General features: G+C 60.4%; 16 protein-coding genes. 6 read left to right on the top strand and 10 right to left on the bottom strand.

Annotation, left to right across the window (positions count from 1 at the left end; all coding sequences use genetic code 11):
• Positions 1–2: 2 nt before the first annotated feature.
• The gene (locus tag BMX68_RS08070; protein ID WP_017131434.1) at positions 3–392 is read right to left on the bottom strand and encodes a hypothetical protein; all 390 of its coding nucleotides are present in this window, start codon (positions 390–392) and stop codon (positions 3–5) included.
• Positions 389–1,792 (bottom strand): PAAR domain-containing protein, encoded by a 1,404-nt coding sequence (locus BMX68_RS08075; RefSeq protein ID WP_074862017.1) that lies wholly within the window; start codon positions 1,790–1,792, stop codon positions 389–391. The genes BMX68_RS08070 and BMX68_RS08075 overlap by 4 nt, the downstream gene beginning before the upstream one ends.
• A gap of 775 nt (positions 1,793–2,567) precedes the next feature.
• Between BMX68_RS08075 and BMX68_RS08080 the strand changes: the two genes are divergently transcribed.
• A complete protein-coding gene (locus tag BMX68_RS08080) occupies positions 2,568–2,894 on the top strand; it encodes a DUF1820 family protein (RefSeq protein ID WP_003236992.1) in 327 nt (108 codons plus the stop codon).
• Between the two features lie 147 nt (positions 2,895–3,041).
• On the opposite strand, the gene BMX68_RS08085 is transcribed toward BMX68_RS08080, so the two are convergent.
• From BMX68_RS08085 to BMX68_RS08100, 4 genes are all read right to left on the bottom strand, one after another.
• On the bottom strand, positions 3,042–3,590 hold the full coding sequence (locus BMX68_RS08085; protein WP_017131436.1) for a tetratricopeptide repeat protein: 549 nt from the start codon (positions 3,588–3,590) through the stop codon (positions 3,042–3,044).
• A 226-nt stretch (positions 3,591–3,816) separates the two neighbouring features.
• Entirely contained in the window at positions 3,817–5,100 is a 1,284-nt protein-coding gene (gene hemL, locus BMX68_RS08090; RefSeq protein WP_017131437.1) for a glutamate-1-semialdehyde 2,1-aminomutase, read from the bottom strand.
• A 17-nt stretch (positions 5,101–5,117) separates the two neighbouring features.
• The gene (thiE, locus tag BMX68_RS08095) at positions 5,118–5,741 is read right to left on the bottom strand and encodes a thiamine phosphate synthase (RefSeq protein ID WP_017131438.1); all 624 of its coding nucleotides are present in this window, start codon (positions 5,739–5,741) and stop codon (positions 5,118–5,120) included.
• Positions 5,742–5,812: 71 nt separating this feature from the next.
• A complete protein-coding gene (locus BMX68_RS08100) occupies positions 5,813–6,610 on the bottom strand; it encodes a hydroxymethylpyrimidine/phosphomethylpyrimidine kinase (RefSeq protein WP_017131439.1) in 798 nt (265 codons plus the stop codon).
• Between the two features lie 285 nt (positions 6,611–6,895).
• On the opposite strand from BMX68_RS08100, the gene BMX68_RS08105 reads away from it, so the two are divergent.
• The 4 genes from BMX68_RS08105 (at position 6,896) to BMX68_RS08120 (ending at position 13,337) form a co-directional block, all read left to right on the top strand.
• Entirely contained in the window at positions 6,896–9,277 is a 2,382-nt protein-coding gene (locus BMX68_RS08105; protein WP_017131440.1) for a hybrid sensor histidine kinase/response regulator, read from the top strand.
• 78 nt (positions 9,278–9,355) lie between these two features.
• Positions 9,356–11,005, top strand: coding sequence for an acyl-CoA dehydrogenase family protein (locus BMX68_RS08110; protein ID WP_017131441.1), 1,650 nt, complete (start codon positions 9,356–9,358; stop codon positions 11,003–11,005).
• Between the two features lie 99 nt (positions 11,006–11,104).
• Positions 11,105–12,577: an AMP nucleosidase gene (amn, locus tag BMX68_RS08115; RefSeq protein WP_169316092.1), complete on the top strand. Its 1,473-nt coding sequence runs from the start codon at positions 11,105–11,107 to the stop codon at positions 12,575–12,577.
• A gap of 193 nt (positions 12,578–12,770) precedes the next feature.
• A complete protein-coding gene (locus tag BMX68_RS08120; RefSeq protein WP_167375450.1) occupies positions 12,771–13,337 on the top strand; it encodes a pseudouridine synthase in 567 nt (188 codons plus the stop codon).
• On the opposite strand, the gene BMX68_RS08125 is transcribed toward BMX68_RS08120, so the two are convergent.
• Positions 13,332–13,541 (bottom strand): DUF2788 domain-containing protein, encoded by a 210-nt coding sequence (locus tag BMX68_RS08125; RefSeq protein WP_017123375.1) that lies wholly within the window; start codon positions 13,539–13,541, stop codon positions 13,332–13,334. The genes BMX68_RS08120 and BMX68_RS08125 overlap by 6 nt on opposite strands.
• Positions 13,542–13,641: 100 nt before the next feature.
• A complete protein-coding gene (locus tag BMX68_RS08130) occupies positions 13,642–14,121 on the bottom strand; it encodes an Lrp/AsnC family transcriptional regulator (RefSeq protein ID WP_017131444.1) in 480 nt (159 codons plus the stop codon).
• A 428-nt stretch (positions 14,122–14,549) separates the two neighbouring features.
• Between BMX68_RS08130 and BMX68_RS08135 the strand changes: the two genes are divergently transcribed.
• Positions 14,550–15,551, top strand: a complete 1,002-nt coding sequence (locus BMX68_RS08135; RefSeq protein ID WP_017131445.1) for a DUF6515 family protein — start codon at positions 14,550–14,552, stop codon at positions 15,549–15,551.
• Positions 15,552–15,562: 11 nt separating this feature from the next.
• Here BMX68_RS08135 and BMX68_RS08140 read toward each other — a convergent pair whose 3' ends face one another.
• Both BMX68_RS08140 and pmcY read right to left on the bottom strand, forming a co-directional pair.
• Complete coding sequence (locus tag BMX68_RS08140) at positions 15,563–16,453, bottom strand: cation diffusion facilitator family transporter (RefSeq protein WP_017131446.1); 891 nt, start codon at positions 16,451–16,453, stop codon at positions 15,563–15,565.
• A 43-nt stretch (positions 16,454–16,496) separates the two neighbouring features.
• Positions 16,497–16,916, bottom strand: coding sequence for a periplasmic Zn2+ metallochaperone PmcY (gene pmcY / locus BMX68_RS08145; protein WP_017131447.1), 420 nt, complete (start codon positions 16,914–16,916; stop codon positions 16,497–16,499).
• Positions 16,917–16,979 lie beyond the last annotated feature (63 nt).

The following is a 16,979-nucleotide window of genomic DNA, read 5'->3' on the forward strand; positions in this document are numbered from 1 at the left end:
GGTTATTTAAATTTCAACAGTACATATACAATTACCATCCAAATACCACTGCCCATCATTATCGCGAAGTCGATTTTCAGTAGACGTTTAAGGTGAGAGGGAAAATTTTCAAGATCGACTGGATCCAACTCGCCGATGCGCAGTGATGCCCTTGGCATCATGATCATTCCTGTGATTTTTGCAATCTCCAGGAGAGACCAAATCAGCCCTCGATTCCCCAATCTCGGCCCCCATATATAAATATAACGGCTGTTCTTCAACGCCTCCTTTATAGCGTCCAGATGGCGGCGGCTCAAATACAGGCTAAATGCAATACTTGCAAGTCCGAGCAAACCTGGACCTCCGGTGACAATGATTGCAATCCACGAAGGCCATGTATCGATGCTGGTCATGGCTGTGTAGCTTCGTAAATTTTCTCACCCATGTATTCGCCCCCCATACCACCGACTGTCGTACCTACCCACGAGCCAGTTCCGACTAAGACCGCGAAACAGGCGACACCCCCTACACCTGTAGAGGCACCAAGCGCCACGCAGATCGGAGCGCTGGCAGATTGGGCTATCCTTCCACCAATAAAACCACCAACGGTGGACAACCCGAATTTCCCTCCTTCAGTAAACCTGATCTTCTCGCAAGCCGCTACGGAGCCACTGTTACACACCTCCTGAATAGCCAGCACCGAGGACACGCCGCCAATGCCAATACCGATATAACCGCCTGTTTTCATATACTGAACAGCACGGCTGGTGGCATTCACATGCGTGGCATAACCGGGTATCTGTCCCGGTGCACCGGCCTTGTCCCAGTGATGTACCAGACTTCGGTTGGAAATACCCAGAGCTGTCTTCAGTTTGGGGTGATCGCCCAGGCTGGTCTGACCACGCAGGCGAGTGGAGTTCAGCAGGTGGGCATCCAACTGGCTGAGCAGATGCCGGCGCTCGGCGAAGAATTGCGGCGACTTAAGGTGGCCGTGCTGACGATAGCTTTGCTGATGCAAGCGCTCCATCGCTTGGAGGGTGTCGCGCAGGCCGCTCAGGTGCCTTTCCATTACCATCGTGCTGACGCCTAGCCAGATTGAAGCATGGCCGGCAAAACTGGCAATTTCGACACTGTGGCGCTGCATGAAGTCGGCTTGTTCCGGTGTCAGGGGTTCCAGCTCGGCATGCACCGCTTGCGCCGCCGCCATCAACTGCGCCTCTTCGCGGGTACAGAGCAGGTTGTTCGGATCGCCAAGGACGATCAGCGAACCAGCCTTGACGTCGCCACGATAAGGGTTGAGCGCCCGAAACTTGCGCATCACCGCCGAGTCGGGCGTGGGGAACAGCGTGGCCTCCAGTGCCTCGCGGGTCATGCTTTTGGGCACTACATGGAAACCCGGCTCCTGGGGCTCCACGCGGCTGAATATCCCTGGGGCTGGAGGGCTTGGAGGAGAGAAAACATATTTAAGCGGCGCTGGCGAGCGGCTGGTAGCTGCTGAAGAGGCCGGTTGCTCGGCGACTCGGCTGGTTGCGGGGCCATTACGATAGCAAGCCGTCAGAACCGAGGGGATCAGTTTGGCTTTGCAGGGGCAATCGCTGTGGCTATCCAGCGTGCCAGCCATCAGCCGACCATGGCTATTCATATGGGAAACGCCACCGACGATCCGATAAGTCTTTCCGTCCTTTCCACATGAGACCCGATCACCTTCGCAGGCATGCAGGACGCCAAACATATTGATTCTCTCGTCACCATCCAGAACTTCCCCGCCGCAGGTGGTTTTGTCACCCAGGCCGATAAAATAACCATCACTCATTTAGTTTTTCTCCACTTCGACGATCACGCGATACATAGCGATGGGCGAGTGAGCTTTAAGCTAAGCCCGCTATTAGTGAAAAGCTGTCAGGCAGGCTGTTCGCAATCGGCAAGCGGCTGCCCGAGATAAAGGCCATTTGCCCAAAGTGTGGAGAAGCTCAGAAGAGACTCGGTGGGTATGCAACAAGGACGCCGACATATGCATTTTTATAATCCTGCCTCATAATCAGTAAGAGAATGTGCTTAGCCCAAGTCGACCCTACAACGTTGGTTGTTGAATGTAAGTAGGACACTTCCGAAAAATACTGACCCGCAAATAAGCGGCTTGATCAACACCGCGTTGCCTTCAACATTTATTTGATTGCGTCCGTTCGACAACTACCTTTTGCTGTCCCTTGCACCGGACAACGGCGAGCGGAGGGCGAGATGGTTCGCGGTTAAATACATCCTGGCGATTTCTTGCCTTCGGTTCGATGCCAGGGCCAGGAGCATTCGAAATGGGCTGATAGAACTCACCACACTGGCCAGTAGCCGGTGTTCCCGACGATCGTCACGTTCTGCGTTTTCGAGATCCCGGGATAGCCAACCACCATGATCCATGCATCACTGTTGCGATTTTCAGCAGGTCTTCTGAGGAGAAAGGTTTACAAAATCGACCGAATCCAAGTCACCGACGCCGATGTGTGCCGTTGGCATCATGATCGCCCACGGTGTGCCCGGTGGCTATGCTATAGTCTGCGCCCTCTTTTATATCCCCGATGTGTTGTCCGCCCACCATGACCAAACGTGAAGCCCCGATCTACAAGGTGATTTTCCTCAACCAGGGCCAGGTGTTCGAAATGTACGCCAAGCAGATCTATCAGAGCGATCTGTGGGGCTTTCTGGAAGTCGAAGAATTCGTTTTTGGCGAGCGCACGCAACTGGTGGTCGATCCGGGCGAGGAAAAACTCAAGGCCCAGTTCGAAGGAGTGGTGCGCAGCTTCGTGCCGATGCACTCGATCGTGCGGATCGATGAGGTCGAGCGCCTGGGCACGCCAAAGATCAGCGAGGCCCGGGGCGTGAGCAACGTCATGCCGTTTCCGATGCCGATGCCTGAAAAATAACCAAGCCTGGCGCACCTCTTTTTCGCGCACAGGCCCGCTCCCTCGGTCTGTCGATTGTGCCCACTATCAGGGCTTGGTTCGGACTCAGTGTGGCGCGGGCGTGGTCTGCACGGCATGGCGACGAACCGATCGTTACAGCCAGGGTATTCAGGGCAGCGGTGAGAACGGCGTGCGCCCGTCGGCTGTCTGTAGTTCCAGCAAGTATTTGCGGAAAATCTGTCCCAGTACCTGGGTCGCCATTTCCAGCTCGTCCCGTGGCATCTGCGCGGCGACTTCATCGGCGGTGTCCAGGGCGTCTTCGGCGCCATTGACCGCCGCCATCTTCAGCACGATATAGGCCTGGATATTGTTGGCCGGCACGCCTTCGCCCTTGTAGAACATGCTGCCGAGCTGAAATTGCGCCTGGGCATGGCCTTGCAGCGAGGCCTGTTCGAAGAGGTTCAGGGCTTTGTTAAGGTCGCGCGGCGCATTCTTGCCGTCGTAATAGAACTCACCCAACTCGTATTGCGCCTTCGCATCACCACCCTGGGCAGCCTGTTCACAGGCTGCCAGGGCCTCGGCGAGATCCTGGGGCTGGGTATTAAGGGCGCAGCGCCCCATCGCCGGGATCAACAACGAGTTACCGCCTGCATGTGCCAGCAGCGGCTGAAGGAGCAACAGGCAGCCCAGTGAAAGGGCGCGGCCGGTGCGGTTCATGGGAATCGACGTACCTCTGAAGGGCGGGCGTACCCGGCCAGGGGATGTGTATGGTGCGCATTATGAAATAAGCGGGGGCCACCTTACAAAGTCTTTACTCGTTTTTCTGCTGCGTGGGCGGTTATATCGCCTTGTTTTGCAAGTAATGGGTTAGATGACGAGAAGAAACCAGGGAAGTTTAGGTGGGAAAACCGACGCCGGCTGCAAGCGGCGTCGGATCGGGCGTTTATTTCAGTGCGGCGAAGGCGCGTTCAGCGGCATCCAGGGTCAATTTCAGCTCGGCTTCGCCGTGGGCGATTGAAGTGAAACCGGCCTCGAAGGCGCTCGGAGCCAGGTAGACACCGCCATCGAGCATCAGGTGGAAAAAGCGCTTGAAGCGCTGCGCGTCGCTGCTCATCACGTCGTCGAAGGTAACGATGTCCTCGGCTTCGCTGAAATACAGGCCGAACATGCCACCGGCCTGGGTGGTGACGAACGGGATTGCGGCGGCAGCGGCGCGCTGTTGCAGGCCGTCGAGCAGGCGTGTGGTGTAGTCACTCAGTTCTGCATGAAAGCCCGGACGGCTGATCAGGCGCAGGGTGGTCAGGCCAGCGGCCATGGCCAGTGGGTTGCCGGAAAGAGTGCCAGCCTGGTAGACCGGGCCCAAGGGGGCGATATGCGACATGATTTCGCGCTTGCCGCCGAAGCAGCCGACGGGCATGCCGCCGCCGATGATTTTGCCGAAGGTGCTCAGGTCCGGAGTCACGCCGTAATAGGCCTGGGCACCGCCGAGGGCGACGCGAAAGCCGGTCATCACTTCGTCGAAGATCAATACCACGCCATGCTGGTCGCACAGGCTGCGCAGGCCTTCGAGAAATCCCGGAGCCGGTGGCACGCAGTTCATGTTACCGGCCACCGGCTCGACGATGATGCAGGCCACGTCCTGGCCGACTTCGCCAAGCATCTTGGCCACCGCGTCGATGTCGTTGAATGGCAGTGTCAAGGTGTGTCTGGCGAAGGCTGCCGGTACGCCGGCCGAGCTTGGTACGCCTTGGGTCAGGGCGCCTGAGCCGGCCTTGACCAGCAGGCTGTCGGAGTGGCCATGGTAGCAGCCTTCGAACTTGATGATGCTGTCGCGGCCGGTAAAGCCACGGGCCAGGCGGATCGCGCTCATGGTCGCCTCGGTGCCGGAGCTGACCATGCGCACCATGTCCATCGAGGGCACAATCGAGCAGACCAGCTCGGCCATCTCGGTTTCCATGGCGGTCGGTGCCCCGTAGGACAAGCCGTGTTCAAGCTGGCGGCGCACCGCGTCCAGCACATCCGGATGGCTGTGGCCGAGAATCATCGGGCCCCACGAACCGACATAATCGACATAACGTTTGTCGTCTTCGTCGGTGACGTAGGCCCCTTCGGCATGCTTGAAAAACAGCGGGGTGCCGCCGACGCTCTTGAATGCGCGAACGGGCGAATTCACGCCACCGGGAATATGTTTCTGGGCGTTGGCAAACAGTGTTTCGGAACGAGACATGGTCGGGCTCTCAAAAATCATGAAGTGAAGAGGGCATTGAAGGCGCGGGCGCGACGCGTTACTTGCTGGGCGTTCTCGGCACCGAACAGGCCGTGGATCACCGCCAGCAGGTCGGCACCGTGGGCTACCAACGGCGCGGCGTTGTCAAGCGTGATGCCGCCGATGACGCAGATCGGCAGGTGCAACGCCGGGCGAGCCCGTTCCAGCAGCGCGATATCTGCCGCCGGGGCTCCGGGCTTGGTGTTGGAATGGAAAAAGCGTCCGAAGGCCACGTAGCTGGCGCCTTCCTGGGCGGCCTGTTCGGCCAGTTCCAACTGCGCGTGGCAGGTGGCGCCGATGATGGCCTTGTTGCCGAGCAAGGCCCGGGCGGGCGTCAACGGGCCATCGGTCTGGCCCAGGTGTACGCCCACCTCGAGGCGTGCGGCGAGTTCGGCGTCATCGTTGATGATCAGCCGGGTCTGGTAGCGTTCGCAGAGTTGGCGTAGCGCCTCGGCTTCACGTAGGCGGTGAGCCTCGTTGGTGCTTTTGTCGCGGTATTGCAACAGCGTCACCCCGCCTTCCAGCGCAGCTTCCACGTAGGACAGGAGCTTGCCGGCCAGCAACTGGCTATCGGTGATGGCGTACAGGCCACGTAGTTTCATCGGTTCGGCCTCGAAGCGTTACGAACACAGAGTTTGTAGCACAGGTTTGCCTGCCCTGGCGTAATGAGCCGTTATGAGCAGAAATCCAGCGGCAGGCGGCGCGGCACAAATTGTCCCTGGCCCAACCGTTCGGCGTCGCGCAAGGTGCGCCATGTGTAATTCAATGCCGATTGCACGGCGCTGACCAGGCTTTCACCGAGGGCCAGACGGCCGGCCAGAGCACTCGCCAGGGTGCAGCCGGAGCCGTGATAACTGCCAGGCAGGCGCTGGCATTTGAAGGTCTGACGGGTGCCGTCACGGCTGTACAGGCGATTGTGGATGTCTTCTTCATCGCCGTGGCCGCCGGTGATCAGTAGGTGTCGGCAGAATGGCAGGAGTGTTTCCGCGCATTCATCGGCGCTGCCTTCGGGCAGTCCGGCCAGGATGCGGGCTTCGGGAAGGTTGGGGGTGGCGATCGTCGCCAGTGGCAGCAGGTACTGGCGCATGGCGTAACCGACCTCGTCCTTGCCCAGGCGACCACCGCCGCCGGCGCGCAGTACCGGATCGCAGATCACCGGCAGGTGCGGGTGTGCCTTGAGCAGTTCGACCACGGTGTCGACCATTTCCAGGGAGCCGAGCATCCCCAGCTTGACCGCCGCCACCGTCGAATCCTCGAGCACCGCGTTGGCCTGGGCCAGTACCCACTGGCGATCAAGGACACGGAAATCGCTGACATTGACCGTATTTTGCACGGTCAGCGCGGTGACGGCGCCAGCGCCATGGCAACCCTGGGCGAGCAGGGCCTCGATATCTGCCTGGAGGCCAGCGCCACCACTGGGATCATGGCCGGAGAGACAGAGGACAACGGGACGAGAGCTGTAGATATTCATGGTGCGCGAGCTTACCACCAAACGGCTTTTTCGGAATCTTCGGCAGAGCCTGGCATTTCAGTCCCGAAACGTTGTCCGTTGCGACCGATCCCCGTACTCGCCGAGACCATTTGATCGCCAATGCGCCTGTTCTAGAGCCTTTGAATAAAAGTTTTCAATGGTGTGCTTTGGCCATTAGTGGCTATGTTAGAGTGAGTCCAAACGAATAACAGGCCTTGCGGTTTCACGTCGTCTCAAAGGGAAAAGGGGCTCCTGACGCGACCAGACTGGCCATGCTGGGGCCCTATGCGTTATCTGCTGATGATGTTATTGAGCTGGCTGCCGCTGATGGCGAGCGCGGTCGAGTTTGATGAGTCCACTCAGAACCTGCCCCTGGGTCGGGTCATGCAAGTGTTCGAAGACGCGAGCGGCCAGGCCGATATCGCGGACATCAGCGCACCTGCCAAGGCCGGCCAGTTCCGTCGCCATGACAAGGACACCCTCAACGGGGGCTACTCGCGATCGGCGTTCTGGCTCAAGGTCGACCTGACCTACAAACCAAAAAAAACCGACGCGCAGCGCACCTGGTTGCTGGAAATGGCCTATCCGCCGATGGACCACATCGACCTTTATCTGCCGGACGTCGACGGCGAGTACCGCCTGGCCCAGCGCACAGGTGATGAGCTGCCCTTCGCCAGCCGGTCGATCAAGCAGAACAATTACCTGTTCGAGCTCAACTTTGCTCCCGGTGAAAGCAAAACCGTCTATCTGCGCTTGCAAACCGAGGGATCGGTCCAGGCACCGCTGAGCTTGTGGTCGAGCCAGGCTTACCTGGAAGAGCAGCCGGTGCGGTTGTACGCCCTCGGGCTGATTTACGGCGTGTTGCTGGGGATGTTGGTCTACAACCTGTTCATCTATCTCAGCGTGCGTGACACCAGTTATTTGTACTACATCTTCTATATTGCCTCGTTCGGCTTCTACCAACTATCGGTCAACGGTGCAGCGGTGCAGTACTTCTGGCCGAACAACCCCTGGTGGGCCAACGCCGCAACACCGTTCCTGATCGGTTGCGCAGGGCTCTTCGGTTGCCAGTTCGCCCGCAGCTTCTTGCATACGGCGGCCCACAGTCGCTGGCTGGACCGCCTGCTGTTGCTGCTGATGGCGTTCGGTGCGCTGGTCATGGCCTTGTCGCTGATGACCGGTTATGCGTTGGCATTGCGCCTGGCGACAGCCCTGGCCCTGGCCTTCACCGTGACGATTTTTTACGCTGGGATCAGTGCCTGGCGTCACGGCCAGCGGGCGGCGCGCTATTTCATCATCGCCTGGTCGGCGTTCCTGCTGGGTGGATTGGTCAATACGCTGATGGTGCTCGGTTACTTGCCGAACGTGTTCCTGACGATGTACGCCAGCCAGATCGGCTCGGCCCTGGAGGTCGGTCTGCTGTCCATGGCGTTGGCCGACCGGATCAATGCGATGCGCGAGCAACAGGCCCAGACGTTGCTGGGCTCCGGACAAAAACTGGAGGTGTTGAACCAGGAGCTGGCCAACAGCAATCGCCTGAAGGATGAATTCCTGGCCACTGTCACCCACGAACTGCGCACGCCGATGAATGGCATTATCGGCTCGCTGGAACTGATGCAGACCGTGGAGCTGGACCCGGAACTGGAGCAATACCAGCGGACCGCCGCGGGCTCCGCGCGGGAGATGATGCGCATGGTCAACGGTATCCTCACCCTGACCGAGTTACAGGCCGGGCGTCTCAAGGTCTACCCGCAGACATTCAGCCTGCGCGAGTTGCTTGAGGAACTGCGGGAGCAGTTTGCCGCCAATGTGCAAAAAAAAGGCCTGCACTTTACCGTCGAGGTGGACGACGATCTGCCTGATAGCCTGCATGGCGACGCGACGAAAATTGCCCGTTGCCTGGAGTGCCTGCTGGACAACGCCATCAAATTCACCCATGAAGGTGGGCTCGTGCTGCGGGTGATCGGTCATTCGGCGCAGCCAGCGCAATTGACCCTGTCCTTCGCCGTGATCGACAGCGGCATCGGCTTTACCGATCTGGACGAGGCGACGCTGTACCAGCGTTTCTTCCAGCTCGATGGGTCGACGACTCGCGAGTACGGTGGCCTGGGCATCGGCCTGGCAATCTGCCGACAGTTGATTGGGTTGCTAGGCGGGCGCCTGACCCATCAATCCGCACCGGGAGAGGGTAGCCGGTTCCAGATCGAGGTCGCTCTGGAAGTGTTGAGCCCCCGCGTTAACCGAGCCGCTTGCTCGACACCGCGTCGCCCGCGAGAATGCACGGTGTTGCTGGTGGACGGCAACGCTGTCAGCCAGTTGGTGGTTCGCGGGATGCTGCTCAAGCTCGGCTATCGCGTGCTGACGACCGATAACCCGCGGGCGGCAATCGATATCCTACGGGGCGAAGCGGTGGATGCCTTGCTGCTCGATTGTTCCGCCGATCAGTCGGACGGGACGATTTTGTGCGGCCAGTTGTGCAGCCTGTCCGGCTGTGCGCCGCTGTTGATATTGGCCCTGAACCATTTGCTCAATGGCGGGGAGCGCGAACGCTGCCTGGTTGCCGGGATTAGCGACTACCTGCACAAGCCAATACGTTTCGAAGAGTTGCAAAGCCTGCTGGCGCGTCGCCTGTTGAATCAGGTGGAGGGTGAAAGCGCCGATATTTAGGCAAAAATGTCACTTCTTTCCTCGTCGCGTGCGTGATTCACTGGACTTCCTGGCAACTTCCCAGAGGCGCCCGACAGCATGAACTTCCATCAATACGCCGAAACCCACGAAGTCACCAACCAGCCGCCGTCGCTCGATGGGACCAATCTCTACCGTATCGACCTGCCGCTGCAGGAATGGTCGGAACGCTTCGGTGCCGGCTGGGCGCGGGCACACATCGATCACTACGGAGCGCTGGCCGGTGGCCCCCTGATGGCAGCGGGTTTCCTGGCCAATCAGAATAAACCGGTGTTTGTCAGCCACGATCGTTATGGCCATCGCCAGGACCTGGTGGATTTTCACCCGGCCTACCACGAGTTGATGCGTACCGCGATTGAGCATGGTCTGCCGTCATTGCCCTGGACCGATCCCCAGGACGGCGCCCATGTTGCCCGTGCCGCCATGACCTACTTGCACAGCCAGGCCGAGGCCGGTACCGGTTGTCCGCTGACCATGACCTTCGCCTGCGTGCCGGCGCTGAAGTTGCAGCCGGATATTGCCGAACAGTGGCTGCCACGCATCCTCTCCAGCGAATACGATCCGCGCAATATCGGTATCGCCCACAAGAACGGCGCCACCATTGGCATGGCGATGACCGAGAAACAGGGCGGCACCGATGTCCGGGCCAACACCACGCGAGCGTATCCGGTGGGGGCTGGCGGCCCAGGCCAAGCCTATGAACTGGTGGGCCACAAATGGTTCTGCTCGGCGCCGATGTGTGACGCGTTCCTGACCCTGGCCCAGACCGACAAGGGCTTGACCTGCTTCCTGCTGCCTCGCCACCGTCCCGACGACAGCCGCAACCAGTTCTATATCCAGCGCCTGAAAAACAAACTGGGCAACTGCTCCAATGCGTCGAGCGAAGTGGAGTTTCGCGGCGCCCTGGCGTGGATGGTCGGCGAGGAGGGGCGAGGCGTGCCGACCATTATCGAGATGGTGGCAATGACCCGTTTCGACTGCATGGTCGGTTCCAGCGCCTTGATGCGCCAGGCGCTGACCCAAGCCAGTCATCACTGCGCTCATCGCTTGGTGGGCGGGCGAGTGTTGAGTGAACAGCCGTTGATGCACAACGTGCTGGCGGATCTGGCGCTGGAGAGCGAAGCGGCACTGGCCTTGAGCCTGCGCATGGGGCGGGCGCTTGATCGGCTGGGGAGCGAGCATGAAAGCAAGTTCGCCCGGCTGGTCACTGCGGTGGGTAAATATTGGATCTGCAAGCGGGCGCCGGCAATGATCAACGAAGCGGCCGAGTGCATGGGCGGGGCCGGGTATGTGGAAGACAGCATCCTCCCGCGCCTGTATCGCGAAGCTCCGGTCAATTCGACCTGGGAAGGTTCGGGCAATGTGCAGTGTCTGGATGTGCTGCGTTCGCTATCGAAAGAGCCGGGCGTGCTGGAGGTGTTGTTTAGCGAGCTGGGCGACGGTCACGGCGACAAGCGGTTGGCCCGGCATATCGAGCACCTGAAGCTGGCGTTTACCGATACCCACGACATTCAGTACCGTGCCCGCCAGTTGACCGAGGACATTGCCCTGGCGCTGCAGGCCAAGCTATTGCTGGAGGCGGGGAATGCGCCGGTCAGCGATGGTTTTATCGCCAGTCGTCTGGGCGCGGGTGGCCGGGTTTACGGCACCTTGCCGCGGGGAGTGGATGTCGAGGCCATCGTCGCCCGCTCGACGCCGCAGGGTTTCTGAGCAGAGAGCACACGGACATTGTGGCAGTGAACGACAACCCGCTGTTTCCGTCCGACGATGTTGCAGGCAAGATGAAGGTCTGCAACATCAGAAGACAGGATGCTCTCCGTGACCGAAGCTTTTATTGTCGTGCAATCTCCCGAACAGGCGGTAGACCGCCTGGCGCAACTCCATGAGCGTGCTACCACGGCCCTGAGCCAGGCGCTCAAGCGTTATCTCAAGGACCGCATCGAGCCCAGTGCCGAACAACGCGCGCAGTTTCGCTACCCCGAACTGCGCCTGACCTACACCTACCAGGGCGAAGTCCCGGCGACCACTCGCGCCTACGCCAAGGTCCAGTTGCCGGGCACCTACAGCGTCACCGTCACCCACCCGGCGGCGTTTCGCAAATACCTGCTGGAACAACTGGTGCCGTTGATGCGCGATTTCACCGTGACGGTGGAAGTCGGCGTCAGCCAACAGAACATTCCTTACCCTTATGTCGTCGAGCAAGGCGATGAACTGGCCGGCTCTGGCGTGACTGCCGCCGCCCTGGCGCGAGTATTCTCCAGTACCGACCTGTCCGCCGCCACCGACGGCATCGCCGATGGCCTGCAGGACTGGGAAAATACCTCGCCGTTGCCCCTGGCGCTGTTCGATGCTGCCCGTGTCGACTTCTCGTTACGCCGTCTGGTGCATTACACCGGCAGCGACTGGCGCCATGTGCAGCCATGGATTCTGCTGACCAACTACCACCGCTATGTCGACCAGTTCATCCTCCATGGTCTGGAACAACTGCGCGACGACCCGCGCTTCGTGCGCATGGTTCTGCCGGGCAACGTGATCATCGACCAGAACATGGACTATGCCGAGGCCCAGGCGGTCGCTGCGGCGGTGGTGTGGCACCGCTACCAAATGCCGGCCTATCACCTGCAGGCCGACGATGGTCATGGTGTGACCTTGGTGAATATCGGCGTCGGCCCGTCCAACGCCAAGAACATCACTGACCACCTGGCGGTGTTGCGCCCCCATTGCTGGTTGATGATCGGCCATTGTGGCGGCCTGCGCCAATCACAGACCATCGGTGACTATGTGCTGGCCCACGCTTATATGCGTCGCGACGGAATTCTCGACCGGGTGGTGCCGCCCAATATCCCGATCCCGGCGTTGGCCGAAGTGCAGATGGCCCTGCAAGAGGCGGCGGCCAACGTCACCGGGGAAAAAGGCGACGACCTGAAGAAGCGCCTGCGCACCGGCACGGTATTGACCTACGACGACCGCAACTGGGAGTTGCGTTGGGCCCAGGAGCGTCCGCTGATCAACCTGTCCCGTGCCGTGGCCGTGGATATGGAAAGCGGCACCATCGCCGCCCAGGGTTATCGCCTGCGCGTGCCGTATGGCACGTTGCTCTGTGTCTCCGACAAACCGCTGCACAGCGAAATCAAGCTGCCGGGCTCGGCGAACGCGTTCTATGAACGTGCCGTCAGCCAGCATTTGAAGATCGGTATCGCGGCGGTGGACCTGCTGCGTACCGAGCTGCATTCGCTGCATTCGCGCAAACTGCGCAGCTTTGATGAGCCGCCGTTCCGTTAAGCCTGCGGTTCGTTCCCTCGTTCCCTCGCTCCGGCGGGGGCGCGAGCACATGGTTGGCGGGTATCTGGAAATAATGGCTGGTACGCCCTAGCATGGCGGTTCCTGATCTGCAGATGCCTTCGTTGCCATGTCCCGACCACCCCGTCCCGTCGCACCCCGTTCGACCGCGAAAAGTCCCGTTGCACCGCGTCGGATCGCCAAGGCTCCGCCTGTCGAGCCTAAGCTGATCCTATTCAACAAGCCGTTCGATGTGTTGACTCAGTTCAGCGACGGCCAAGGGCGTGCGACGCTCAAGGATTTTATCGACATCGCGGGCGTGTACCCGGCTGGTCGCCTGGACCGCGACAGCGAAGGGCTGCTGTTGCTGACCAATGATGGCCAGCTCCAGGCGCGAATTGCCGATCCCAAGCACAAGCTGGCAAAAACCTACTGGGTGCAGGTCGAAGGCGTGCCGACGGCGGAGCAGATCGAGCGCCTGTGCAAGGGCGTCGAGTTGAACGATGGCATGACCCTGCCGGCCCAGGTCCGGGCACTGGAAGCTCCAGAACTGTGGCCGCGCCACCCGCCCGTGCGCTTTCGCCAGAGCATTCCCACCCATTGGCTGGAACTGATCATTCGCGAAGGTCGCAACCGTCAGGTGCGGCGGATGACGGCAGCGGTCGGTTTGCCGACCCTGCGCCTGGTGCGGGTGCGTATTGGCGACTGGACGCTCGAAGGGCTCGATCAGGGCCAGTGGAAGGAAGTTCCCGCGCGCTTATAGAGAGCCGGACTCGATCAGACCGATCACCACACTCTTGATCACAAATGCGGCGATACCCAGACCCAGCACGAAGAACAGGATAAAGGTGCCGAAACGCCCGGCCTTGGATTTTTTCGCCAAGTCCCAAACGATGAAGCCCATGAAAATGATCAGGATACTGACCAGGCCGGTCATCATCCACTCTTCGAAAACGGCAGGATCCATCGAATCTCTCCAGCACCGGCGGGGAAAAAAGCCTGCCGAGTATACGCCAGAGGGGGGCGGCGAGCATGGACCTGCGTCGGTTTGACTCAGGCCCAGTGTCTCAGCTACGCAGGTGGGTCAAGGGCAGTTCAGTGCTATTGAGCACCTGGTTCAGCACAAAGCTGGAGCGCACGCTGGTCACGCCCTCGATGCGGGTGAGGTGCCCCAGCAGCAGCTTCTGGTAGTGGTCCATGTCTGGCACCGCGACTTTCAACTGATAGTCGGCGTCCATCCCCGTCACCAGGCTGCATTCCAGGACTTGGGGCAGGGTGCGGATCGCCGCCTCGAAGTTCTCGAAACGTTCCGGCGTGTGGCGGTCCATGCCGATCAGTACATAGGCAGTCAGGTTCAGGCCGAGCATCTTGCGGTCGAGCAAGGCGACCTGGCGCGAGATGTAACCGTCGTCTTCCAATTGCTTGACCCGCCGCGAGCACGGCGATGGTGACAGACCAATGCGCTCGGCCAGTTCCTGGTTAGAAAGGCGGGCATCGCGCTGCAATTGCGCCAGAATGCTCAGGTCGTATCGATCGAGTTTGCTCATTACTCAGGCCTTTCTCATAACTATTGCGCTTAATTATCTATCTTAAGGTAATTATTGCGCAAGGCATGTTTAATTGAGCAATATTAGCAATCCTCTGTCACCACGTCGGGCCTATGCTTATCACCAGAATCACTGCAACAAAATCACTGCCCGGACATAGCGTCCACAGCGGCCCGCCGAACCAGGTGCGCCGCGGCCGACAATCCCACAGGGTTGCCCCGGCCCCCCGGGCTGCACACTGTCCAGAAGACGGCGTGAGGTGAGCCGGCATCAAAAGCGCCGAGCACGGACGAAATTCTCCAAAGGGAGGCCGACGGGCCTCCCTTTTTTAGTGCGTAAAATAAGTCGCGCGACTGATAAAGTGTTGCAGAACCGGCGTCCGTTTTTCCCGTCTTATAGGTATGCCCTGAACCGCAGTGAGGAACCGCATGAAATCGCACATCTGGCGTTGGGCAGGTGTTGGCTTGCTCTGTATGAGTGTCGGTGCGCAGGCGCTGGCTGGAGACCGGGGTGACGATAATCCGCAACACTCACATCCCGATGGCGGCCAGCGAGGCCCTGAAGGGCGCTCCGATGCTAACGAGGGGCGTGCGCAGAACAATCCGCATTTCGAGCGCCACGAGCAAAACCCCGGTGGCCAATGGCAAGGGCGTTCGCCGCAGCATGAGCCGAGCCCACAGAGTCGCCCGGCACCGAACAACTTGCCGATTCAGAGTCGGCCCGACAGCGTGCGCCAGACCCAAGAACCGCAGCGCGGCAACTACTCGGACATTCACCGGCGCGATGGGCATAACCCCAATTGGCAGGCGAGCGGAAACAACGGGCGCCCCGTTGGAGGCTTTGACCACCCCAATGACCATCGCTGGGCCGGGCGCCCGTCTGGCCATGGCAGTGGCTGGGGACCGGGGCCGCAATATCGTCCGGGTTATGTGATCGAGCGCTTTCCCGAGCGCAACTGGCGTGTGCCTTATCGGGGCCAGGACTACTTCTTCTCCGGGGGCTACTGGTACCGCCCGCAGGGGCCGCGCTATGTAGTGGTCGCGCCGCCGCGTGGGATTCGCGTCAGCTACCTGCCCGATTATGCACGGGAAGTCTGGGTCGGCAGTTCGTTGTTTTTCCTCGCCACCGGAGCCTATTACCTTTATCAGGAAGACACTCAGGATTATGTGGTCGTCGATCCACCCACCGCCGCGCCACAAGTGGCCCCCGCACCGTCAGGCAATGGCTATGACGTGGTGGCGTATCCGGCCAACGGCCAGAGCCCGCAACAGGTACAGCAGGACGGTGAGGACTGTTATCGCTGGGCGGTACAGCAAAGCCATTTCAACCCGGCCAATGTCACTTACGCACCGGATCCGGCGGTGGTGCAGGCCTATCGCCAGGCCCAGGGCAACTGCTTGAGCAGTCGCGGTTATCAGGTCAACTACTAGTGGCCTGGCCCTTAATCATGGGGTTTCACCGCTTCCCGAGGGTCGGCGTGTACCAGCACCTCGGCCTTTGGGTAGGCGGCATGTATCGCCTCGGCCGCCTGGTCGCTGAGGCCATGGGCCACCGACAAGGTCAATTCTCCCGGTAACTCCAGGTGCAACTGCACGAACCAATGGTTGCCGGACACGCGCGTGCGCAGGTCATGCGCGCCCATTACCCCCGGCACGCTCTTGGCGAGCTCCAGCATATGCTGGCTGATCTGCGGCGACAGTTCCTTATCCATCAGCACCGCAAAGCTTTCACGACCGATCTGGATCGCGCTCCACAGGATGTAGGCCGAGATCCCCAGGCCGAACCAGGCGTCGACCTGAGCGAAGCCAAAGCTGGCAAGGACCAGGGCTAACAGAATGCTGCCATTGAGCAGCATGTCCGAGCGGTAATGCAGCGAGTCGGCGCGCACGGCGGTCGAGCCGGTCTGGCGAATGACCCGCTGCTGTAGCACCAGCAGGGCAACGGTAAGCGCCAGCGACAGCACGATGACTGCAATACTGATCCACGGCGCGCCCACCGGTTGCGGGTATTTGATCCGCTCAACCGCCTGCACCGCGATCAGCACCGCACTGGCGGCGATAAACAGCGCCTGAGCCATGCCGGACAGCGACTCGGCCTTGCCGTGACCATAACGGTGATCGTCATCCGCCGGGCGCAAGGCGTAATGCACCGCCAGCAGATTGAGGAACGAGGTCACACCGTCGAGCGCCGAGTCGGTCAGGCCGGCCAGCATGCTCACCGAGCCGCTGAGCCACCAGGCGATGGCCTTGGTCACGATCAGGATACACGCGACCGACACCGAGGCCCGGGTGGCCAGGCGTAACAGGCGTGCATGTTCAGGGCTGCTGCTCATGGGGGAGACGGTCCTTTTTCTCAGGTATCAGTTCGGTCAGGGATCAGGCGGATGGACGCAGGCCGTACATTGCCAGTTGTTGCAGGCTGCCCTTGTGCTGGATCAGCCGAGGGTCGTTGAACGGTAGCGTCTGGCCTAGCTCGGTCTGGATGATCGCCTGTAGTTTGTCGTTGTCGACCTGGCCGTCGGCACCGATGGCTTCATGCAGTTTCTGCGGGGCGATCTGTGCGGTGGTGCCGCCGGGCAGGTAGATGGCACCGGTGGCGAAGTCGACGCCGAAGGCGATCAGGCCGGGCAGCACGTAGAACAGCAGGCCGATGGCGTCGAGCCCGGCGATCAGCGGGTCGATCTTGCCTTCGATCTGGCCACGACGGTCCGGGAAGAAAATCGAGCCACAGGCGGTCAGTTGAGTCAGCAAAGTGGCGACCAGCGCACCACCGATAATACGTGAAGAAATACGCATGCAAAGCGCTCCCGAAAGAAAGCCGAAACTATACAAGGATCAACGCTTAAGACCCTGATTAAT

Source organism: Pseudomonas agarici (assembly GCF_900109755.1).
Taxonomy (GTDB): domain Bacteria; phylum Pseudomonadota; class Gammaproteobacteria; order Pseudomonadales; family Pseudomonadaceae; genus Aquipseudomonas; species Aquipseudomonas agarici.